This is a genomic window from Streptomyces sp. NPDC040622, assembly GCF_055593965.1.
In genome coordinates, this window is sequence record NZ_JBVIXD010000003.1 from 397,878 (window position 1) to 420,128 (window position 22,251).

Here is a 22,251-nt window from a genome sequence, read left to right on the forward strand (position 1 = left end):
TACAGAATTTCGGAGTTCGTCTAGCGGGGGGCCCACATGGCACTGTTCGGAAACGCGCACACCGTCGACCCGATGAAGGCGCAGAGCGAGTACGCGCGACTGCTCGGTCACGGCGAGCAGGTGCACGCCGCGTACACGCTGATACGCGACACCATGCTCTTCACCGACCGCCGGCTGATCATGATCGACAAGCAGGGGATCACCGGCAAGAAGGTCGAGTACCACTCCATTCCGTACCGGAGCATCACGCACTTCGCGGTGGAGACGGCCGGGCACTTCGACCTCGACGCGGAGCTGAAGATCTGGATCTCCAGCAACCCGACGCCGATGCAGAAGACGTTCACCAAGGGCGTCGACATCTACGAGGTGCAGGCGATCCTGACGCAGTTCGTCGCCCGCTAGGCCCGGAACCCGCCGGAGCCCGACGGCGGACTCTCCCGGCGTGCGGCCTCCGCCCCGCTGAACTTCACTGGGGGGACCAAGTGAAGCGATCGAGCACGCGACCGATCGAGCGAGCGACGGAGGCGGCATGGCCGGGTACGGATACGGGTTCGGGTCCAGGACGCGCGGCCTCGCCGCGGCGGCCCTCGCGGGTGTCGTCGCCCTCGGGGCCGCCGGCTGCTCCGACGGGGACGACCCGTCGGGCGCGGCCGACCGGGCCGCCTCCGCCGTGGCCTCCGCCACCGCGCGAGCGGGCGAGAAGATCCACGAGGTCAAGGGCGGCATCGACGCCAAGGGCGACGTGCGGCTCGGCGACCCGTCGACGGACGGGGACGGCCGTACGACCGTGCAGGTCACCGCCGAGAACACCGCCGACTCCACGAAGACCGTCGCCGTCCAGGTCTCCTTCAAGAACGCCGACGGCAAGCTCCGCGACACCGTCGTGGTCACGCTCTCCGACATCCCCGCGGGCGACTCCGAAGAAGCCACGGCCCGCAGCACCCACAAGCTGGACGACCCCGACGGCGTGAAGGCGGACGTCACGACGGCGCTGCGCTATTGATCCCGCGTACGGGAGGACGGGCACCGGGAGCCGGGCGCCAGGAGCAGGCCGGGCGTCGCGCGACCTAAGTAGCCGTCCCGACCGGGCCGTTCAGACCTCCGTCGCACCCGCGTAGACCAAAGACCGATGGGCCGGGCCTCCTCCCCCGGCGACGCTGGGGTCCGTTCGGCGGCACCGGGCCGCCACCGGTTCACGGGAGGCACTGTGCGCGGCGACGGCGGCAGCGGTACCAGCGGCGGGGGATTCAGCAGGGGCCGGTTCCTGGCCGGCGCCGGGGCGGTCGGTGCCGTCGCGGTGACCGGCGGGCTCCTCGGCACGGAACGGGCAGGCGCCGAAGGGACTTCCGCGCGGGCCCGGGAAGCCGGGGCCGGGGCCGAGACGGCTGTCCCCGCCGGAACAGGGGACCGGCGGGGGCTCGCCCATCGGGGGGTCTGTTACGAGGTGGGGGACGGGGAGTCGGCCGCCACCGCCTGGAACGCGCACCGCATGCGCAAGGATCTGCGGGCCATCAAGGGGGAGCTGCACGCCAGCTCCGTCTCCGTGTTCGGCGACGGGGTCGAGCGGCTCGCCGCCACCGCGTCCGAGGCCGCCGAGCGCGGTCTGCACGTCTGGCTGCAGCCCCGCCTCGGGGACGTACCGGAGCGGGACATCCTCGACCACCTCGCCGAGACCGGGCGGCACGCGGAGCGGATGCGGCGGCAGGGGGCGCGCGTGTACCTCAGCGTCGGGTGTGAGTTCCTGCTGTTCGTGCCCGGGATCGTGCCCGGCGCCGACGCCACCGAGCGGGTCCAGAACATCATCAAGGGGAACTACGACCCGGAGAAGATGGTCCGCAAGCTGCGGAGCTTCGTCGGGCGGGCGGCGAAGACCGGCCGTTCCGTCTTCCACGGGCCGCTGACCTACGGCGCCGCGCACGACGAAGAGGTCGACTGGGCCCTGTTCGACCTCGTCAGCGTCAATTACTACGGGTACCACCGGGACCGGGCCGACTACGTCAAGGAGCTGAAGCCGCACCTGCGTTGGGGCAAGCCCGTCGCCATCACCGAGTGCGGGTCCTGCACGTACGAGGGGGCGCCCCAGGACGGCGGCATGGGGTGGCTGGAGGCCGTCGACTACACCAAGGAGCCCCCGGAGATCACCGCGGGCCTCAAGCGCAGCGAGCGCACGCAGGCCGCGTACCTCTCGGACGTCTTCGACGTCTTCGAGTCCATGAACCTGCATGCCGCGCTGGTCTACAACTTCCTCAGCCCCGAGCTTCCGCACCGCCCCGGCGACCCGCGGCACGACCTCGACACGGCGAGCTACAGCCTCACCAAGACGATCAGGAAGCGCCCGGACGACCCGGAGTCGCCCTGGCACTGGGAGCCGAAGGAGTCCTTCCGGGCGCTGGCCCGCCGCTTCGAGCGGGCCGAACGCCACTGACCTGGCCAACACGCTTGATCAGGCTGCCACTTGGCAGGCCGATGCCTTCCTTCGCCGCCGCGCATGTGTTTGCCTTAGGGCCGTTTCGGCTGCCTGGGGCGGGAGTTGGCACATGCGCAAGCTGGTCGGTGCGGGTGTGGTGGCGTGTGCGCTGCTGCTGGGGGCGTGCGGGGATCCCGGGGGCGGGGACGGGGACGACACGCCGGCCGCTGTCCCGGACGCCCCGCGCGCGTCGGCTTCCGGGGCGCCTTCCGGTACGCCGAAGAGCGCCGCCTCCCCGGAATCCTCGGATTCCCCGAAGAGCGGGGAGGCCGAGGACGACGGCCCGCCCTCCTCCACCACCCGCCGCCCCGCCGCGCAGGCCCCCGTGCCGTCCCCGAAGGTGCTCTACCTCGGGGACTCGCTCGCCATGGAGAACCAGGACGTGCTCGGCGGGCACCTGCGCAGCCGGCTGGGTGCCCGCTACCGCAGCGCGCCCTACTCCGGCACCACCCTCTGCGACTACCTCGACGGCACCGGCAAGGACTCCCTCGTACCCGACAAGGACAAGGCCGCCGCGCTCGTGCGGGCCGAGCGGCCGGACTACGTGGTGCTGCAGTTCTGGGGCAACGCCTGGGGCTACACGCCCTGCATGGACGGGATCACGTACGACGAGCAGCGCGAGCGGTACTTCGCGCGGTACGCGGCCGACGCGCGGAAGCTGGCCGCGCAGATCGCCGGCGCGGGCGGCTCGCACCGGCCCCGCGTCGTCTGGGTGCTCCAGGGGCCCGACCCGATCACGCCCGACCGGGTACGCCGCGTCAACGAGGTCTACCGGGCGCAGGCCGAGGCCTCCGGCGGGCTCGTCGCCGACGCGGGCAAGGCGGTCGCCCCCGCGTCGGGCCGGTACACGTGGGTGGAGAAGCTGCCGTGCACGTCGTACGAGACGAAGAACCCGGCGTACTGCACGGAGCCCGGCACGGGCCGCACCGCCCTGCACCGGGGCAAGGACTACCTGCACTTCTGCCTCGCCCCGACCACGGCCAAGTCCCGTCCCTGCCCGGTGCGTTCGCCGGGCATCCGGCGGATGGCCTCGGAGATCACCCGGACCCTGGCGGGCGCGTCCTAGCCGACGACCCGGGTCGGCGACGCCGCGTGGGCCGCCCCCGCGCAGCGCGACCGCCTTCTCGCCGCCGACAACGCACCGCAGCCCGTACGCGCCGCCAAGCAGCCCCTCGCGCCCCATGACGGCGTGCCGTTCCGGCTCTGCCTGGAGGTCACCGGTGCGGGCGGGACTCACCGCGGGCGGGACTCACCCGTTCGGCCCTGCCCCGGTCGCCGCCCCTCGAGTGCCGTCACAGGCTGTGAGTCCCTGACCGTGAAGAAGAGAATGGGGTGGCCATGAGCAGTGCGACAGCGCCCGAGAGCAGCGGCCCCGGCACCACGGGGCCCGGCGGCAGCGCACCGCATCAGCCGAACCAGCCGCACCACAAGCACGGCGGGTCCGAGGCCGCGTGGGCGTCGGGCGGCACCATGTTCGCCGGTGTCCTGATGCTGGTGAACGGCATCCTCGGCATTTTCGAGGGCATCGCGGGCATCGCCAAGGACGACGTCTACGAGCGGATCGGCGACTACGTCTACAAGTTCAACCTCACCACGTGGGGCTGGATCCACCTGGTCCTCGGCATTCTCGTGGCCGTCATGGGCTGGGGCATCCTCAAGGGCGCGAGCTGGGCGAAGGCGGGCGGCGTCGCGCTGGCGGCGCTGGCGATCGTCGCGCAGTTCCTGTGGCTGCCGTACACGCCCGTCTGGGCGCTCATCTCCATCGCGATCGGCGTCTTCGTGATCTGGGCGCTGTGCACCGATCGCTCGGACCGGCCCGTCGCCTGACGGATGGCGGCCGTCGGGGAGCTCTCCGGCCGGCCCGTCGCCAAGTGGACCTCGCCGCAGGGCGTGGAACCGATGGCGGCGGGCGCCGCCGTGTGCCGGCCGCACACCATGGCGCTCCGGGGGCCGTGAACTTCTGCACCGCCGCGGAGCTCGCCGCGCGTGCGGTGGGGCGCGACCCGGTCCTCGCCGGGTGCACGGCGGCGGAGGCGTGGGCGGTGGGGAAACGGCTCGCGGACCTGTGCCGGGCCCGTGGGGGCTCCGCGGACCCCGTCCGCCGCTCAGTGGCCGCCGCGTCCGACCGGTACGCCGAGCGCCGCCAGGCCGTCGAGCACCAGATCCACGCCGACCGCGGCGAGCAGCAGGCCCAGGAGCCTGCCGAGGAGTTCGATCGTGGCGTGGTGCGTACGGCGCAGGACACGGGCCAGGAGCACCACGCAGAGCAGGTCGATGGCGATCACGGTGACGTACGCGCCGACGACCGTGGAGCGCCACGTCCAGGAGTCGCGGGCCGCGCCCTCGATCAGTACGGCGGTCATCGCCAGCGGGCTCACCACGTACGGCATGAGGAGCTGTCGCACCCCGCTGACCAGGTCGGGAGCGTCGTCGCCAGGGCCCTCCGTGCCGAGGTGGACGCCGAGGACGAGCCCGACGGCGTAGAGGAAGAAGATGACGCCGCCCGCCAGTTGGAGCGCGGGCGTGGAGATGTGGAAGAGGTCGAGGAGCCAGGGCGAGGCGATGCCGGTGACCAGGCCGACGACGACCGCGGCCGCCGAGGAGAGCACGGCGATCCGGCGCAGCTCGGACGTCGGATGGTTCTGCGCGAGCCCGGCGAAGGCGAGCAGCACCTTGGGCGGCCCGACCACGGAGAAGAACGTGATGAATGCGGCGGAATAGCTGAGAGCGGTCACGCACGGCATCCTGCCGGGGCGGCACACGGATCCCGGTGAAGCGCCGCGCGGGGTTCCGCACCAGCGGCATTCCGTAGCGGGCGGACAGAACGGCGCGGGCCCCGGCGAGGCGGACGCCAGAACGGCGCCGGCCCCGGCAGGGCGGACGCCAGAACGGCGCCGGCCCCGGCAGGGCGGACGCCAGAACGGCGCCGGCCCCGGCAGGGCGGACGTCAGAACGGCGCGGGCCCCCCGTGGGCCGCCACCGTGTCCCGTACCGCCTGCGCGAACGCCTCCGTGCGGGCCGAGACGCCGGCCGTGCGGTGGATCAGCGCCACCTCCGCGTCCGGCACGTCCGTCAGCGGTACGAAGGTGACGCCGGGCCGCGCGTAGTACTTCTCCACGGAGGCGACCACCGGCGAGATCCCCCGGCCCGCCCCGATCAGCGTCATCAGCTCCTGGAAGGACGCGACGTCCTGCCCGCGGCGGATCTCCCGTCCGGACGGCGTGCGGGGCGGCACGTGGAAGTCCCACCAGTACGCGGGCGCGCCGTTCACCACACCGAAGAACGTCTCCCCCGCCATCTCCTCCAGGGACACGGACGTCCGACCGGCGAGGGGGTGGCCGAGGGGCATCGCGAGCATCCTCGGTTCGTTGATGACGACCGGGCCGACGGTCAGGTCGGGCTCCTGGACGGGCAGACAGGTGAAGAGCAGGTCGACCTCGCCGGAGCGCAGGGCGCCCAGCGGGTCCTGGAACTGCGTCTCGCGCATCCGCACCTCGACGCCGGGGAAGCGCTCCCGGAACGTGGCGAGGACCGGGGCGGTCAGCGTGCCCGCGCCCGCGCCGAGGAAGCCGACGTGCAGCTCGCCGTCGACACCCCGCGCGGCGTCCTTGGCGCGCGCCACGGCCGCGTCCATCTCCTTGTGCAGCGGCGCCAGATCCTCGTACAGCTGACGGCCCAGCGGTGACATCCGCACGACCCGGCTGGTGCGCTCGAAGAGCGGGGCGCCGATCTTGCGTTCCAGCTTCTTCACCGTCTGGCTGACCCGGGCCTGGGAGAGCACCAGGCGCTCGGCGGTGCGGCCGAAATGCAGCTCCTCCGCCAGCGTCAGGAAGGTCTCCAGCTCCTGCCGTTCCATCGCATACCCCCTGTGACCTGCATCGATAAGCACGAGCGCGTCGATCGTTTCACGGATCGCCGTTGATGGGGCAGGGCGATCGGCGGATCTTTGAGGAGTCAGGACGGTGACCGCCGAGCCGACGCTCACCCCCTCAACTCCCTGGAGCCTGTGATGATTTCGCGCGTCCGCACCCCCCGCACCCCCCGCACCGCCCGCACCTCTCTCGCCGTCGCCGCCGCCGCCACCGCCCTCGCCCTGACCGCGGGCCTCGCCGTCACCGGCGCCCAGGCCTCGCCCGGCCGCCACGAGGGCGGGAAGGGGGCCGCGTGGACGGCGGCCTGGGCCACCTCGCCGCAGCGGCCCAGCGCCGGCTTCGAGCCCAACTGGTCGGAGGCCGGATTCGACGGCCAGACCCTGCGCCAGGTCGTCCGCGTCACCGAGGGCGGCGACAGGGCCCGCATCCGCCTCTCCAACGCCTACGGCGCCTCGCCGCTGCGCATCGAGAGCGCCACCATCGCCCGTACGGAGAAGGGGGCGGCGGTCGAGAAGGGCTCGGTCCGGCGGCTCACCTTCGACGGCAAGCCATCCGTCACCGTCCCGGCCGGCCGCCAGCTCTCCAGTGACGCGGCCGGACTGGACCTCGACGCCTTCGAGTCCGTGACCGTCACCCTGCACCTGGCGGGCACCACGGGCCCCGCCACCTTCCACGCCCAGTCCTTCGCCACCAGCTACCGCGCCCAGGGCGACCGCACCACCGACACCGGCGCCGGCGCGTTCGGCGAGTCGACGGAGTCCTGGTACTACCTCTCCGGCGTCGACGTCAGCGGCGAGAAGCAGCGGCGGCGCGACGGCGTCGTCCTCTTCGGCGACTCCATCACCGACGGCTTCGCCTCCTCCACCGACCACAACCGCCGCTGGTCCGACGCCCTCGCCGAACGCCTCGCCAAGTCCGGCGACCGGCGCCCGGTCCTCAACTCCGGCATCGGCGGCAACATGGTCCTCAACGACTCCGCCTGGTACGGCGACAGGAGCGCCAACCGCTTCTCGCGGGACGCCCTCGACCTGCCCGGCGTCGGCACGGTCGTCGTCCTCGAAGGCCTCAACGACATCGGCTACAGCGAGACCGACAAGCCGACCTACAAGCCCGCCCCCGTCGTCTCCGCCCGCGAACTCATCGACGGGCACCGGACGTTGATTCGCGAGGCCCGCGCCAAGGGCGTGCGGGCCGTCGGCGCCACACTGCTCCCGCTCGGCGGCTCCGACCACTACGGCGAGCACGCGGCCGCCGTCAGCGACGAGTTCAACCACTGGGTGCGCACGTCCGGCGAGTACGACGCGTACGTCGACTTCGACAAGGCGCTCGCCGACCCGGAGGACCCGGAGCGGATCGCGCCCGCGTACGACAGCGGCGACCACCTGCACCCGAACGACGCGGGATACCGGGCGATGGCCCGCGCGGTCGATCTCGGATCGCTCTGATCCACGCGGATTTGTTCTGAGCTGATCTGTTCCGAGCTGATCCGTTCCGAGCTGATCCGTTCCGAGCTGATCCGTTCCGAGACGACGGGAGTCATCCAGCCATGGCCACCACCGCCCCCGCGCCGGTCGCGACCCCCCGCATGACCGGCCGTCAGAAACTCGTCCTGACCCTCCTCCTCGGCTCCCAGTTCATGATCGCCGTGGACTTCTCCATCCTGAACGTCGCCCTGCCCGTGATCGGCGACGGCCTCGGCTTCCCGCTCGCCCACCTCCAGTGGATCGCCACCGCCTTCGCGCTCGCCGCGGCCGGGTGCACGCTCCTCCTCGGCCGGATCGCCGACCTCTTCGGGCGCAAGCGGCTCTTCATCGGCGGCACGGCGCTGCTGGGGCTCTCCTCGGCGCTCGGCGGTCTCGCCACCACCCCCGAGGTCCTGCTCACCGCCCGGGTGCTGCAGGGCCTCGCGACCGCCGCGGTCACGCCCGCCGGGCTCGCCCTGCTCACCACCGCGTTTCGCGAGGGGCCGCTGCGGGACCGGGCGCTCGGCCTCAACGGCGCGCTGATGTCGGCGGGCTTCACCACCGGCGCCGTCCTCGGCGGCCTGCTCACCGAACTGCTCTCCTGGCGCTGGGCGTTCCTCGTCAACGTGCCGGTCGCCGCGGCCGTCGCAGCCCTCGCGCCGGCCCTGCTCACCGACTCCCGGATCGTCTGCAAGCACCGCCTGGACCTGCCGGGCGCGGTCACCGTCACCGGCGGACTGCTCGCCCTCGTGTACGGACTGACCCGGGCCGGCGAGAGCGGCTGGCGCGATCCCCTCGCGCTCGGCACGCTGCTCGCGGGCGCGGCGCTGCTCGTCGCCTTCTGGTGCGTGGAACAGCGCTCGCCCGCGCCCCTCGTGCCCGTCCGTGTCATGCGGCGCCGCACGGTCGTCGTGGGCAACGCGGCGGGCCTGATCGCCTTCGCCACCGAGACGTCGCTGGTCTTCCTCCTGACGCTCTACCTGCAGGAAGTCCTCGGCCACTCGGCGCTCGCCACCGGTCTCGCCTTCGGCGTCCTCGGCATCGGCACCGTCGTCGGGGGCACGCTCGGCGGCCGTGCGGTCGGCCGGTTCGGCAGCGGGAACACGATCCTCGCCGGGGGCGCGGTCCAGGCCGCCGCCACCCTCTCCCTGGTCGCGCTCGGCACCTCGGAGGGCTGGCTGTCCCTGCTGCTCGCGGCCACGTTCGTCGGCGGCGTCGGCAACATGCTGCTCATCGTCGGCTTCATGGTGACCGCCACGTCCGGCCTGCCCGACTCCGAACAGGGCCTGGCCACCGGGCTCGCCACGATGACCCAGCAGGTCGGCATCGCCCTCGGCATCCCGGTGATGAGCGCGATCGCCTCCGCCCGGATGGGCACGGGGACGACGGCCGACGCCGTGCTATCCGGCGTGCGGGCCGCCGTCCTCGTCAACTCCCTGCTGGTGCTCGTCGGTTCACTGCTCGCGGCGCGGTCGCTGCGGCGCGCTCACTCCGTCGTGCAGTACCGGTAGAACACCGCGGTGAACACTCCGGCCGACACCACGAGGGACATCACCACCGACCTCAGCACGCTGGCGTCGGTGAGGCTGTACAGGAAGCCGAACGCGATCCCCGCGAACGCCGTCCACGCCAGGGCGCGCAGTTCGCGGGGCAGCGCCGGTGCCACCCGGTGCAGGGCCACGAAGACGGCGCCGACGATCAGGCCCGTGACGACGCCGAACAGGACGTTGCCGGTGGTGATCGGTCCTGCGTCCCGCCGGATCGAGGCGGCCCAGAGGCCGTAGACGACGGCCAGGAGCAGCGGTCCCGCCCAGCGGGCGGTCGCGCCGGCCCTCCCGACGGGCACGGAGTAGACGGGTGCGGCGTGTGCCATGACGGTTCCTTCCGTGGGGGACAGAGCGGGTGCGCCGCCGATCGACGGCGGGTGGGTGGCTCAGTGGTGGTTCCGGTGGTCGCAGGGGTCCTGGTGGCAGTCCCGGTCGCGCCACTGCGGACACGGGTCGGCGGCGGAGCAGCTCGGGACGTGACGGCCGCCGGTGTCGACGTAGGCCGCGCTCACCCAGCCGCGGACGCCGACCAGCCAGTACCAGGACGGGTCCCCGAACACGGCGGTGCCCGAGGTGGCGCATTCCACGCGGTCCTGGCTCCCGTACGGAAGCATCGCGACGACCTCGCCGCCGGTGCTCGGCCGGTCCCTGACGTGCAGATCGGGGCCGGAGACGACGGTGCCCCAGATGACTCCGCCGCCGTCGTGGGCGGGGCTCGTGGATGTCGCGGCGGTGGCGGCGACGGCGTTTCCCGCGGTCAGGACGGCCGCGGCGGCCACCGCCCCCAGGCTCAGAGCGATGCGCATGATCGGCCTCCTCGCCCCCCCATCCAGGAAACACCCGTTCGGCCCAGCCCTCCACCGGAGCCGGACCGGGAGCGGTGGTGCGATGAGTTTCCGGGGCCGCCGCGGTCTGCCCCCATGACGGATTTCATTCGAAAGGGCGGGCGGACATGAGCACCATGGCCATCGAGACCGCGGGTCTGGTCAAGACCTTCGGGGACAACCGCGCGGTCGACGGCATCGACCTCACCGTCCCGGCAGGCACGGTCTACGGCGTCCTCGGGCCGAACGGCGCGGGCAAGACCACGGCGGTCAAGATGCTCGCCACGCTGCTGCGCCCCGACGGCGGGGAGGCGCACGTCTTCGGCCACGACGTGGTGCGCGAGGCGGACGCCGTGCGCGGCCGGGTCAGCCTCACCGGGCAGTACGCGTCCGTCGACGAGGACCTGACCGGCACCGAGAACCTGGTCCTGCTCGGCCGCCTGACCGGCCACCACAAGAAGGCGGCACGCGACCGCGCCGGACAGCTCCTCGACGCCTTCGGCCTGACCGAGGCCGCCGCCCGCCAGGTGAAGAACTACTCCGGCGGCATGCGGCGCCGCATCGACATCGCCGCGTCCATCCTCAACACCCCCGACCTGCTCTTCCTCGACGAGCCGACGACGGGCCTCGACCCGCGCAGCCGCAACCAGGTCTGGGACATCGTGCGCGCGGTCGTCGCGCACGGCACGACCGTCCTGCTCACCACCCAGTACCTGGACGAGGCCGACCAGTTGGCGGCCCGCATCGCCGTCATCGACCGGGGCAAGGTCATCGCCGAGGGCACCAAGGGCGAGCTGAAGGCGTCCGTGGGCGCGGGCTCGGTCCACGTACGCCTGCGGGACGCCGCGCAGCGCGAGGAGGCCGCGCGGCTGCTCGGTGCGGTGCTCGACGCGGAGGTGCAGCTGGAGCCGGACCCGGTCGCCCTGACGGCCCGGGTGGGCGCGCAGGGCGGCCGGGCGGCGGGCGGAGCGCAGGGCCCGGCGGACGGGCGGGCGGACGGTCGGGACGCCGCCGAGCAGGCCTCGCGGGCCCTCGCCGAGCTGGCCCGCGCCGGCATCACCGTCGACAACTTCTCGCTGGGCCAGCCCAGCCTGGACGAGGTCTTCCTCGCCCTGACCGGCACGGACGCCACCCACCAGGGTGCCGCGCCCGGAGGTGCCGCGCCCCGGAACCCCGCGACCGACCTGAAGGAAGAGGCCACGGCATGAGCGTCACCGCCCCCACCGAGACCCAGGACCTCGCCCCCGTCAGGACCGAGTCCCTCGCCGAGCTCCTCATCGCCACCGAGCGCCCGCCCCGGCCGACCGCGCTCTCCGCCTGCCTGACGTTCGGCTGGCGCGCCATCCTGAAGATCAAGCACGTACCGGAGCAGCTCTTCGACGTCACGGCGTTCCCGATCATGATGGTGCTGATGTACACGTACCTCTTCGGAGGCGCGCTCGCCGGGTCGCCGCGCGAGTACATCCAGTACCTGCTGCCCGGCATCCTCGTGATGTCCGTCGTCATGATCACGATGTACACGGGCGTCTCGGTCAACACCGACATCACCAAGGGCGTCTTCGACCGCTTCCGCACGCTGCCGATCTGGCGGCCCTCGACGATGGTCGGCTACCTCCTCGGTGACGCCCTGCGCTACGCCATCGCCTCCGTGGTGATCCTGACCGTCGGCCTGATCATGGGCTTCCGGCCGGACGGCGGCTTCGTGGGCGTCGTGGCCGGCATCGCCGTCCTGCTCGTCTTCTCGTTCGCCTTCTCCTGGATCTGGACGATGTTCGGGCTGCTCCTGCGCACCGAGAAGTCGGTGATGGGCGTCAGCATGATGGTGATCTTCCCGCTGACCTTCCTCAGCGACATCTTCGTGAAGCCCGAGACGATGCCGGGCTGGCTGCAGGCCTTCGTCAACAACAACCCCATCACCCACGTCTCGTCGGCGGTCCGCGCCCTGATGGACGGCACGTCGCCGACGTCGGCACTGATGTGGACGTTCGGCTGGGCGCTGCTCCTGGTCGCGGTCTTCGGGCCGGTGACGATGCGTCTGTACAACCGCAAGTAGCCCGGCGCCGCCGCCTGCGGCGGACTCCGTTGCCCCATATGCAGTCGCCCCGGTCGCGCCCCGCGCGGCCGGGGCCTTGCCTTGGATGCGTGCCGAAAACCGTCCGTCGTGAGCCAGGGACCTCCCGCGCCCGGGGTGTCCCGTCCCCCGTGCTGCTCGTCCTCGCCCTCCTGGTCTTCCTCCTCGTCCCGCTCGGCGCGCTCTCCATCTGGGCGAAGTACGAGATCGGGGACCGGGACAGCTACGTCGCCACGATGGCGCCGCTGGCCGCCGACCCCGCGGTGCGCACGGCGGTCGCGGACGCGGTGACCGACTCGGTGATGAAGGAGATCGACGTCGGCCCGCTGCAGGGCACGGTCACGTCGTTCGTACGCGACGCGGTGAGCTCGTTCTCCGAGACGGCGGCGTTCAAGACGGCCTGGGAGGCGGCGAACCGGGCGGCGCACGACGCCGTGCAGTCCGCCCTGAACGACGACGAAGCGAACGGCGAGGTGACCATCGACCTCGCTCCCATCACCGAGCAGGTCAAGCAGCAACTGACCGACGACGGCGTGCCGTTCGCCTCGAAGATCCCCGTGAAACACACCGAGATCACCATCCTGCAGTCCAAGGACCTCGGCGGCGCGGCGGAGATCTTCCACGCGCTGCAGGTGGCCGGGGTCTGGCCCGCGGTGGCGGCGGCCGTCCTGGCCGTCGCCGCGGTCCTGCTCGCGCGCCGCCGCCGGGCGGCGCTGACCGGTGTCGCCCTCGCCGTGGCCCTCGGCGCCGCGGTCCTCGCGGTCCTCGTCGCGGTCGGCCGCGCGCTCGCCCTCGACGACCTGCCCGCCGACATCTCCCACGACGCGGCGGGCGCGGTCTACGACGCGCTGACCGAGACGCTGCGGGTGACGGCCTGGGTGATCATCGGGGTGGGCGTGCTCGTGGCGCTCGCGGCGTGGCTCGTACCGCGTGCGCGCCGGAACCGGCGGGCCGGCCCGGCCCGCGTGGCGTGACGCCCGCGCAGGGCGCGGTCTGCCCGCCCCGGCCCCCGGAAACCCTGGCGGCGAGTTCCCCGCGCAGGTCCTGAGCGCCACGGGCAACCGTCGTCCGCCCCGCCCCGTCTCTGAGGGAGGATTCGGGCAGCGACAAGCGGTATCCGGTGACGACGAGAGGCCCCTTCCCTTGGGCAGCACGGACAGTACGGGTGGAGCGGGCGGATCGGGCGGCACGCGCGGAGCGGGCAGCACGGGCCGAGCGGGCGGCACGTACACCGCTCGCGGCGCGACCCTCGCCCCCGCCGCCGAAGAGGACTTCGACGAGCGGGCGCCACGGCGCGTGGGGCGGGCCGCCGCGTGGGGCGCCGCGCTGCTGCTGGCGGCGGTCAGCACCGTCCTCGGGTTCCGCGTCGCCGACTCCGACGGGTTCACGCCCGTGCCGCAGCTGCTCGCCTTCCTGCCCTGGCTGCTCGCGCCCGCCGTCGCCGGCCTCCTGATGGCCTTCCTCGGCCGCTGGCGCACCGGCATGCTGTGGGGCGTCGTCGTCCTTGGCCTCCTGGCCTGGTACATGGAGCCGTACGGGAACACCGACGAGCCGAGCGGGGACGCCGTCGCCGAACTGCGCGTCCTCACCTCCAACGTCGAGTTCGGGCAGGGCACCCGGTCACTCGTCGACGCGGTCCGCGAGGAGCGGCCCGACCTGCTCTTCGTCGAGGAGTGCGACCGCGCCTGCGCCGCCCTGCTCCGCAAGGAGCTGCCGCACGCCGACTACCCCTACCGCGCGGCCCACGACGCGACCGGCGCCGAAGGCTCCGTCATCCTCGCCAAGGTCCCGCTGAAGGGCGCGCGGGGCATCGAGGGCACCCTCGGCATGCCCGGTGCCGTCGCCGACGTCGCAGGCCACCCCGTCCGCGTACAGCTCGCGCACCCCATGCCGCCGATGCCCCGCGAGGTCGGCCTGTGGCGCTCGGAGCTGCGGGGCCTCCAGGACTACGCGGCCGGGGGCGACGGCAGGCCCACGATCGTCGCCGGGGACTTCAACGCCACCCAGGACCACGCCGCGTTCCGCTCGATCCTGGACGAGGGGCTGCGCGACGCCGCCCGCCTCGCCGGGAGCCCGCGCGCCCCGAGCTGGCCCGCCGCCGTGCCCTCGCCGCTCGGCGCGCAGATCGACCACGTCCTCGCCACGCCGGACTTCGCGGCCCGCGACGCCCGCTTCCTGGACATCGGGCAGACCGACCACCGGGCCCTCGCGGTCACGCTGGTTCTGCACAAGCCGGAAACAGAGCGTTGATCCACCGGCCCGGGCACGTTACGTAAAACGCCGATAATGGGCAGATGCCCCGAGAGTCCCGCCCCGCCCGTCCGGTCTCACTGAGCCCGCTCACCCCACCCGACTGGCTGGTCAGGTCCCTCAAACCGCAGTCCGCACCCATCCCCTGGGCCGCCGTGGCCCGCGCCTCCCTCGCGATGTCGCTGCCGCTGGCCGTCGGCATCCTCGCGGGACGGCCCTCGTACGGCGCGCTCGCCGCGATGGGCGCCCTCTCCGGAGTCATCGGCGACACCGCCGACGCCTACCGCATGCGGATCCTCAACATCGCCGTGCCGCAGCTCTTCGGCGCCCTCGGCGTCACCCTCGGCACGCTCGTCTTCGGCCACGGCTGGTTCGCGGTCGGCGCGGTCACCTTCGTCGCCCTGGTCTCCGGGATGATGTCGACGATCGGCGCCGTCGCCTCCGTGTCCGGGCTGCTCCTGCTCCTGAACTGCGTGGTCGGCGCCGGGCTCCCGATGCCCGGCCAGTGGTGGCTCGCGCCCCTCCTGATGACCGGCGGCGGACTCCTCGTCCTGCTGCTCGCGCTGCTCGCCTGGCCGCTGCGCTCCGGCGTCCCCGAACGCGCCGCCGTCGCCGCCTCCTACCGCTCGGTGGCCGACCTCCTCGACGCGGCGGGCACCGACGGGTACGGCGAGGCGCGCACCGCCGTGACCGCGTCCCTCAACCAGAGCTACGACCTCGTCCTCGCCCGGCGCGCCCGCGACCACGGCCGCAACCCCGACCTGGTCCGGCTCGTCGCCCAGCTGAACGCGCTGGTCCCCGTCCTGGAGGCCGCCCCCGCCGCCCACCACGCGGCCCTTCACGGCAACGTCCACCTGCCCGACAAGGTGGCCGCCGCGCTGCGCGACCTGGCCGACGCCGTCCAGTACGCCCGCCCCGCGCCGCCCGCCCCCGGCTTCGACGAGCCCGACGACGCCTCGCGGCGCGCCCTCGCCCACGCCCTGCGGCACGTCACCGAGACCCTCGGCGACCCCGACCCGCTGGGCGTCATCGAGAGCGACGACCGCCTCGGCCATCCCGCCGCCCTGCGCGTACGGGCCCGCCGCGCCGCCCGCAACGTCGTCCTGTCCAGCGCGTCCTGGCGCTACGGCCTGCGGCTCGCGCTCTGCATCGGCATCGCCCAGTCCCTGGTCTCGCTCATCGACGTGCCCAGGTCGTACTGGGTGGCCCTCACCATCACGTTCGTCCTCAAGCCCGACTTCGGCTCGGTCTTCTCCCGCGCCATCCTGCGCGCGATCGGCACGGCCGCGGGGCTCGTCGTCGCCACCGCCGTCCTCAGCCAGGTGCCGCACGGCTGGTGGGACGTGCCGGTGATGATGCTGCTCGCCCCGCTCATCCCCGCCCTCACCACACGCGGCTACGGCTACCAGACGGCGGCGATCACCCCGGTCATCCTGCTGCTCTCCGACCTCCTCAACCACCAGGGCCTCGGCCTCGTCCTGCCCCGCCTGGTGGACAGCCTGATCGGCTGCGCGATCGCGCTCGTCGCGGGCTATCTGCTCTGGCCGGAGAGCTGGGGCACACGGATCGGCGACCGGCTCGCCGACGCGGTGGCCGACACGGCCTCGTACGTCGACTGCGCGTTCGGCACCCCGGAGGACCCGGCGGCCCGCGCCCGCATGCGCCGGCGCCTCTACCGCGACCTGTCCGTCATCCGCTCCGAGTTCCAGCGCGCCCTGACCGAGCCGCCGCCCACCGGGACGCGGGCCGCCGCGTGGTGGCCGCTGGTCGTCGCCGTCGAACGCATCCTGGACGCCACGACCGCGGCGCGGGTCCGCATCCGGCACGGCGCCCCGGCCCCGGCCCCCGACGAGGTGGCCGAAGTCTCCCGCGAGCTGCGCGAGTTGGCGGTGGGCCTACGCGCGTCGGACACCCTGATGGAGGTCGACACGACGTTCACGGTGGGCCCGAAGGACAGCGTCCTTGAACCGCTGCGCCAGGAGGTGGGCGCGGCGAGAGCGATCGCGTCGCCGCAGGTTCCTTAGCGGCCACGCCCCACAAAGGGGTGCGGGGAACCGCGCGACCGGCCGGGACCGGTCCGCAGCTCCCCGACAACCTCACTGTCCGTTACAGCACGGCGCTAGCGTGCCGCGTTCACCTTGTGGAGCGCCTTCGCGAGACCGTTCGCCCACAGCTGGTCGACCTGCCCCCGCTCCGTCGCGTCCGGCTGCGAGTTCGTGCAGGACGGGCCGGGGCCGCCGCCCGACATCAGCTGGGTGCACGGCCCGTCGTACGTGTCCGGCAGGCCGAGCACGTGCCCGGTCTCGTGGGCGGTGACGCGGGTCGAGTCGTACTCCTGGTTCTGCGCGTAGTCCAGGAAGATGTAGCCGCTTCCGTGGCCGTCCGTGCTCGCGTACGAGCCGCGCGGGTCGTCGCCCTCGCGGTACTCGAAGCTCGCGCCCGAACTGCCCTCCTGAAGCTTCACGTTGGAGACGGCGCCGTTCCAGATGGACGTGGAGCTGGCTATCTGCTGGGCGAAGGTGGGGGCACCGGACGCGTCGTAGGTGACGGTCACGGACTTCGCGCCGGGGTTGGCCGCGCGCTTCTCGGCGACCGCCTTCACGACGGCCTCGAAGAACGCCTTGTTGGCCTTGGCCTCCGCGGCCGAGCCCTGGTACTCGGCGTACGAGGACGTGGCGGTGGTCGCCGACGCGGAGTCGATCGAAGCGGTCGCGGCGGAGGCCGAGGTCGCGCCGAGTCCGGCGACGGTGAGGCCGAGGACGGCCGCGACAGACAGGTAACGCTTGTTCATGTGTGGGGGGCTCCCTACTCGTTCCACGACCGATGGGGCGGTCGATGAAAGGTGAACGGTTCGGTGCATGTGAGTGTCGGGGAGCGTGGGGCCCATGGGAATGATGGCAACTCGCGATAGCACGGCCCTATCACCCACTCCCGGCCTGCCCAGAACGGCTGGTTCTCAGGGGGTTTGGGTGTCTGGTGCGGCGGCCGCAGCGGCTCTACGCTCATCGACCATGGAGCTCGAGGTCAGGCACCTCCGCGCGCTGTGCGCCATCGCCGACACCGGCAGCCTGCACAAGGCCGCACGCCAGCTCGGCATGAGCCAGCCGTCGTTGACGACCCAGCTGCGGCGGATCGAGCACGCGCTCGGCGGGCAGCTCTTCTCGCGCGAGCGCACCGGCTGCCGCCCGACCCAGCTGGGCCGGGTCGTCCTCAGCCGCGCCCGCCCCCTCGTCACGGAGATGCGTGCCCTGGTCGCCGAGACCAAGGCGGCCGCCGCCCGTACCGCCGAGGGACCGCAGCTGCGCATCGGCTCCACCGCGAGCCGCGCCATACCGGGCTGGCTGCGCAAGCTGCGCGTACGGCTGCCCGGGTTCGAGATGTCGCTCCAGATGGACGTGTCCGCGAACGCGCTGCTGCGCATGGTCTCGACCGGCCACCTCGACATCGCCTTCGTGCACGAGGTGGAGGGCTGCCCGCTGCGGATGCCGGAGAGCCTGCGAAGACGGGTACTCCTGGACCGCGAACCCCAGTTCGTCTCCCTGGCCGCGGACCACCCGGCCGCGAGCCGCCCCGTCGTACGCCTCTCCGACCTCGCCGAGGACCGCTGGATGGTGGATCCCACCGTCGACGGCGAATGGGACGGCCTGCGCCGCGTCCTGACCGCGGCCGGCCTCAACCCCCGTGTCCTGCACGGCGATTACCTCACCGCGGCCTCCCTGGTCGCCACCGGCGAAGTCGTCACCCTGTGCCAGCCGACCTCGTTCGGCAGGGCCGACATGGCCGTGCGCCCCCTCTACGGCGACCCCCTCGGCGTCCGCCTCGTACTGGCCGCGCGCACCGAGGAGGAGATCGACGCGGTGTACGGGGAGCTGGAGGCCTCCTACTGGGAAGCCGCACGCCAGGCACCCGCCTACACCGACTGGCTGCTGCGGGCCGGCGACGCCCGGGGAACCTCCGGCGGGACGTTGGTCCCCGCCAGCAGGTGACCTTCGGCAAACACCCTCTGACCTGCACTTTTTCCCGTTTTACGGTACTGGGTCACGGCCTGCGGCCACTTGTTACGTTTCCGACGGATGACGCACACATGGCGGTCGTAGCTTCCTCTCTGTCGCCACCGCAAAGGGGGCACAAGCAGAAGAAGCTCCAGAAACTCGGATATCTCGCCCAGTAGCAACGAGGAACCACCATGCGCGCCACCCGCCGTACCTTCCGTACCGCCGCCATCGCCACCGGAGCCATCGCCGCGCTCGCGGTCCCGACGACGGCCGCCTTCGCCGCGGACGCCCCGTCGGCCCCGCACGGCCAGGTCGCGCAGGACGACCAGTCGGGCAACCAGGACCAGTCCGGCAAGGACCAGGGCCAGGACAAGACCAGCCCGGACGAGAACAAGAAGGACGAGACGGGCAAGGACGACTCGGGCAAGGACCAGACCGACAAGGACCAGACCGACAAGGACAAGGACAAGCCCGTCCCCGGCAGCTGGACCTCGCTCGGCACCAAGGACCTCGGCAAGGGCTGGACCGCCAAGGTCGACATCAACGGCTCCGCCCGTACCGCCAAGGCCACGATCTCCCTGAACGGCGCCGCCAAGGGCTCGCTCACCGCGTACGAGAAGTCCGCGTCGACCTCGATCAACGGCAGCACCTTCACGCTCTCGCCCGACGGTTCCGTCACCGCCAAGCTGGTCGACCAGGACAAGGACAAGCAGAAGGACAAGGACAAGCCCGTCCCCGGCGGCTGGACCTCGCTCGGCACCAAGGACCTCGGCAAGGGCTGGACCGCCAAGGTCGACATCAACGGCTCCGCGCGCACCGCCAAGGCCGCCATATCCCTCAACGGCAAGGCCAAGGGCTCCCTCTCCGCGTACGTGAACCCCGCGACCACCAAGATCGACGGCAACACCTTCACGCTCGCGGCCGACGGCACCATCACCATGAAGGGCGGCAAGCCCACCCCGCCGAAGCCGCAGCCGGAGAAGCGCACCTTCGTCCGCGAGTACCACGACCTCGGCGGCACCGGCTTCGACGCCAAGGTCTACAAGGTCAAGGGCGGCTACGAGGCCGACCTGCTCGCCAAGGCGCCCGACTCCGGCAGGAAGACCGTCTGGGACACCCTGAAGCAGTCCGGTGACAAGGCCGCGTACGGGCAGCACAACGGCGCCCACTTCGTGCTCAACCCCGACGGCACCATGAAGGGCTGGGTCGACGGCAAGACGCACGGCAACACCAACGGCCACACCGCCAAGCCGCAGCCGCGCAACGGCTCCGACCAGGTCGTCCCGAAGGGCGGCGTCAAGGCCGGCGCCGACGGCGTCGCGTCGGCCTCCGACGACACCCCGCTGATCGCCGCGGGCAGCGGCATGGCGGCGCTCGGCGCGGCCGGCCTCGGCTTCGCGGTCTACCGCCGCAAGCAGAACGGCTGACCAGGACCGGGCCGTACGTGACGAGGGGCACCCCGCGAACCGCGCGGAGTGCCCCTCGTCGTGTGTCGCGCGCCGCGCGTCAGACGCCGATGTCGCGGCCGTCCTCGCGCCACACCGACACGACCGACGGGCGGACGATCCGGCCGGGACCGTCGGGCCAGGCGCTCGCCGGCTTCTCCACCGACGCCCCGTCGACCTCGCCCGGGTGCTGCACGGCGACGACCACGCGCCGGTCCTGGACCAGCGGACCGCAGGTCTCCGCGCCGGTCGGCATGGTCAGGAACTGCTTGAGCTCACCGCGCCGGTCACCGCGCGTGGCGACACCGAACAGGCCGTCGTGCGAGCCGAGTTGGGCGCCGTCCGTGGAGATCCACAGGTTGCCGTGCGGGTCGAAGGCGACGTTGTCGGGGCAGGAGATCGGGCTGACCTTGTCCTTGGGGAAACCCGCGAAGTACGTGGCCGGGTCCTCCGGGTCGCCCGCGACGAGGAAGAGCGACCAGGCGAACGTCGTCGCCTCCGCCCGGTCGCGGCGCTCGGTCAGCTCCAGGATCTGCCCGTGCTTGTTGAGGTTGCGCGGGTTGGCCTCGTCGGCGCCGGCCTTGCCCGCCTTGCCCCGGTCGGAGTTGTTGGTGAGCGCGACGTACACCTTGCCGGTGTGCGGCGACGGCTCGATGTCCTCGGGACGGTCCATCTTCGTCGCCCCGACCTTGTCACCGGCGAGCCGCGTGAAGACGTACACCTCCTCGGCACTCATGCCGTCCACGTGCGAGACGGCTTTGCCGCCGGGCCCCGCGGTGGCCAGCGGGATCCACGTGCCGCTGCCGTCGAACTCGCCGTCGGCGGGCAGCGTCCCCTTCCCGTCGATCTGGTCCGCGGGGGAGTCTCCGGTGAGCCGGGCGACATACAGCGTGCCCTCGTCGAGCAGCGTGAGGTTGTGCTCGTGCGCGGACCGCGAGGTGCCCCTGGCCACGCGCTTGCTGCTGACGAACTTGTAGAAGTAGTCGAACTTCTCGTCGTCACCCATGTACACGACCGGCCGGCCGTCGTGCGTCAGGCGCGGCTGGGCCGCCTCGTGCTTGAAGCGGCCGAGCGCGGTGCGCTTGCGCGGGGTCGACTGCGGGTCGTACGGGTCGAGTTCGACGACCCAGCCGAACCGGTTGGCCTCGTTGGGCTCCTTCGCGAGGTCGAAGCGGTCGTCGAACCGCTCCCACTTGCGCTCGGACGCGCCGCCGACGACGCCGTACCGCTTGAGGCGGGCGGCGGTCGTGGGGTCGCTCACCTTCTCCGCATTGGCGAAGTATTGGTTGAAGTTCTCCTCGCCGTGCAGCGTCGTGCCCCACGGGGTGGTGCCGCCGGAGCAGTTGTTGAGGGTGCCGAGGACGGTGGTGCCGCGCGGGTCGGCCTTCGTACGGACGAGCTCGCTGCCCGCGACCGGGCCCGCGAGACGGAACCGGCTGGTGGCGGTCAGGCGCCGGTTGAGCTGGTGCCGGGAGACGGCCCGCAGCTTCCCGCTCCGCCGCTCCCCCTCCACCACGACGACGGAGAGCCCATGCGCCGCCCAGGCGATCTCGACCTGCTCGCGGGTCGGGTTCGCGGGGTCGTACCCCTTGAACATCAGGATCTCGTCCGTGTACTCGTGATTGGCGACCAGGACCTGACGCCCGAGCTCACGGCGGAGCGGCAGCAGGCTCAGGAAGTCGTTGTTGTAACCGAACTGCCCGGCCTGGGCCTTGGCGGACTGCCGGTCCGCGTCGAAGGCGGGCGCGCCGCGCAGGATGGGCTCGCCCCAGCGGATGACGACGTTCTGCTCGTAGCCCGCGGGGACCGTGACGGTGTCGGCGGTGTTCGGCGCGACGGGCGCGAACCTCAGCCCGCGCGCTCCCTCGCTCTTCCGGCCACCGTGGTGGCCCTGGGGCGCGCCGGCGGCGGGCGCGGCGGCCGCCTCGGGAGCGGCAGGACCCGCCATGACGGCGCCGCCCGCCGCGGTGGCGACGGTCACGACGGCGGTGGCGCGCATCATCGAACGGCGGCTGAGCGCACCGGCGATGACGTCGCCCACGTACGCGTTCTCGCTGGTGTTGGGCACCTCGCCGAAACAGGCGTCACCACAGCGGAACCGGCAGGTCAGGGCGGAACGGCCGCCGCTCCCCTGATGCGAGGTCATGATCGGCAGCAGCTTGCGCACGGGTCCTCCGTCGTTGTGGCGTGCCCGCCGTTGTGGCGTGCTCGTCGGTGTGGCGGGCCCGCCGTTCTGGCGTGCTCCGGGACGTGGCTTGATTCCGCCGTGAGGCTAGGTGCGGGTTCCGGCAGCGCGGGGGCCTGCGGGTGAACGGAG

The 22,251-nt window shown here is 72.6% G+C and carries 20 protein-coding genes; 14 read left to right on the top strand and 6 right to left on the bottom strand.

Annotated elements, in window-relative coordinates:
• Positions 1–36 precede the first annotated feature (36 nt).
• From ACZ592_RS10210 to ACZ592_RS10230, 5 genes are all read left to right on the top strand, one after another.
• Positions 37–402 (top strand): PH domain-containing protein, encoded by a 366-nt coding sequence (locus tag ACZ592_RS10210; protein WP_098243742.1) that lies wholly within the window; start codon positions 37–39, stop codon positions 400–402.
• A 127-nt stretch (positions 403–529) separates the two neighbouring features.
• Positions 530–1,003 carry an FxLYD domain-containing protein gene (locus tag ACZ592_RS10215; protein WP_471581069.1) on the top strand — a complete coding sequence of 158 codons (474 nt, stop codon included), beginning with the start codon at positions 530–532 and terminating at the stop codon, positions 1,001–1,003.
• A 204-nt stretch (positions 1,004–1,207) separates the two neighbouring features.
• Positions 1,208–2,425 (top strand): abortive phage infection protein, encoded by a 1,218-nt coding sequence (locus ACZ592_RS10220; RefSeq protein WP_471581070.1) that lies wholly within the window; start codon positions 1,208–1,210, stop codon positions 2,423–2,425.
• 112 nt (positions 2,426–2,537) lie between these two features.
• On the top strand, positions 2,538–3,533 hold the full coding sequence (locus ACZ592_RS10225; protein ID WP_471581071.1) for an SGNH/GDSL hydrolase family protein: 996 nt from the start codon (positions 2,538–2,540) through the stop codon (positions 3,531–3,533).
• A 272-nt stretch (positions 3,534–3,805) separates the two neighbouring features.
• Positions 3,806–4,294 carry a DUF7144 family membrane protein gene (locus ACZ592_RS10230; RefSeq protein WP_471581072.1) on the top strand — a complete coding sequence of 163 codons (489 nt, stop codon included), beginning with the start codon at positions 3,806–3,808 and terminating at the stop codon, positions 4,292–4,294.
• A gap of 278 nt (positions 4,295–4,572) precedes the next feature.
• Here the strand turns inward: ACZ592_RS10230 and ACZ592_RS10235 are convergent, their stop codons facing one another.
• Positions 4,573–5,202, bottom strand: coding sequence for a MarC family protein (locus ACZ592_RS10235; protein ID WP_471581073.1), 630 nt, complete (start codon positions 5,200–5,202; stop codon positions 4,573–4,575).
• A 212-nt stretch (positions 5,203–5,414) separates the two neighbouring features.
• Positions 5,415–6,323, bottom strand: coding sequence for a LysR family transcriptional regulator (locus ACZ592_RS10240; RefSeq protein WP_471581074.1), 909 nt, complete (start codon positions 6,321–6,323; stop codon positions 5,415–5,417).
• A gap of 153 nt (positions 6,324–6,476) precedes the next feature.
• On the opposite strand from ACZ592_RS10240, the gene ACZ592_RS10245 reads away from it, so the two are divergent.
• Together ACZ592_RS10245 and ACZ592_RS10250 are read left to right on the top strand one after the other, a co-directional pair.
• Positions 6,477–7,784, top strand: coding sequence for an SGNH/GDSL hydrolase family protein (locus ACZ592_RS10245; RefSeq protein ID WP_471581075.1), 1,308 nt, complete (start codon positions 6,477–6,479; stop codon positions 7,782–7,784).
• Positions 7,785–7,885: 101 nt separating this feature from the next.
• Positions 7,886–9,313, top strand: a complete 1,428-nt coding sequence (locus ACZ592_RS10250) for an MFS transporter (RefSeq protein ID WP_471581076.1) — start codon at positions 7,886–7,888, stop codon at positions 9,311–9,313.
• Here the strand turns inward: ACZ592_RS10250 and ACZ592_RS10255 are convergent.
• Both ACZ592_RS10255 and ACZ592_RS10260 read right to left on the bottom strand, forming a co-directional pair.
• Positions 9,289–9,675, bottom strand: coding sequence for a hypothetical protein (locus ACZ592_RS10255; protein WP_471581077.1), 387 nt, complete (start codon positions 9,673–9,675; stop codon positions 9,289–9,291). The genes ACZ592_RS10250 and ACZ592_RS10255 overlap by 25 nt on opposite strands.
• Positions 9,676–9,735: 60 nt before the next feature.
• Complete coding sequence (locus tag ACZ592_RS10260) at positions 9,736–10,155, bottom strand: SH3 domain-containing protein (protein ID WP_471581078.1); 420 nt, start codon at positions 10,153–10,155, stop codon at positions 9,736–9,738.
• A 146-nt stretch (positions 10,156–10,301) separates the two neighbouring features.
• Here ACZ592_RS10260 and ACZ592_RS10265 point away from each other — a divergent pair, with 146 nt between their 5' ends.
• From ACZ592_RS10265 to ACZ592_RS10285, 5 genes are all read left to right on the top strand, one after another.
• Positions 10,302–11,381 carry an ATP-binding cassette domain-containing protein gene (locus tag ACZ592_RS10265; RefSeq protein WP_471581079.1) on the top strand — a complete coding sequence of 360 codons (1,080 nt, stop codon included), beginning with the start codon at positions 10,302–10,304 and terminating at the stop codon, positions 11,379–11,381.
• Positions 11,378–12,226: an ABC transporter permease gene (locus ACZ592_RS10270; protein WP_471581080.1), complete on the top strand. Its 849-nt coding sequence runs from the start codon at positions 11,378–11,380 to the stop codon at positions 12,224–12,226. The genes ACZ592_RS10265 and ACZ592_RS10270 overlap by 4 nt, the downstream gene beginning before the upstream one ends.
• 149 nt (positions 12,227–12,375) lie before the next feature.
• Entirely contained in the window at positions 12,376–13,218 is an 843-nt protein-coding gene (locus ACZ592_RS10275; RefSeq protein ID WP_471581081.1) for a hypothetical protein, read from the top strand.
• A 322-nt stretch (positions 13,219–13,540) separates the two neighbouring features.
• Positions 13,541–14,494, top strand: coding sequence for an endonuclease/exonuclease/phosphatase family protein (locus ACZ592_RS10280; protein ID WP_471581409.1), 954 nt, complete (start codon positions 13,541–13,543; stop codon positions 14,492–14,494).
• A 44-nt stretch (positions 14,495–14,538) separates the two neighbouring features.
• Positions 14,539–16,518, top strand: coding sequence for an FUSC family protein (locus ACZ592_RS10285; protein WP_471581082.1), 1,980 nt, complete (start codon positions 14,539–14,541; stop codon positions 16,516–16,518).
• 95 nt (positions 16,519–16,613) lie between these two features.
• On the opposite strand, the gene snpA is transcribed toward ACZ592_RS10285, so the two are convergent.
• Positions 16,614–17,285 carry a snapalysin gene (snpA, locus tag ACZ592_RS10290; protein ID WP_471581083.1) on the bottom strand — a complete coding sequence of 224 codons (672 nt, stop codon included), beginning with the start codon at positions 17,283–17,285 and terminating at the stop codon, positions 16,614–16,616.
• A 220-nt stretch (positions 17,286–17,505) separates the two neighbouring features.
• Between snpA and ACZ592_RS10295 the strand changes: the two genes are divergently transcribed.
• The gene (locus ACZ592_RS10295; RefSeq protein ID WP_471581084.1) at positions 17,506–18,480 is read left to right on the top strand and encodes a LysR family transcriptional regulator; all 975 of its coding nucleotides are present in this window, start codon (positions 17,506–17,508) and stop codon (positions 18,478–18,480) included.
• 200 nt (positions 18,481–18,680) lie between these two features.
• A complete protein-coding gene (locus tag ACZ592_RS10300) occupies positions 18,681–19,916 on the top strand; it encodes a hypothetical protein (protein ID WP_471581085.1) in 1,236 nt (411 codons plus the stop codon).
• A gap of 79 nt (positions 19,917–19,995) precedes the next feature.
• On the opposite strand, the gene ACZ592_RS10305 is transcribed toward ACZ592_RS10300, so the two are convergent.
• Entirely contained in the window at positions 19,996–22,101 is a 2,106-nt protein-coding gene (locus ACZ592_RS10305; protein WP_471581086.1) for a PhoX family protein, read from the bottom strand.
• Between the last annotated feature and the right edge of the window lie 150 nt (positions 22,102–22,251).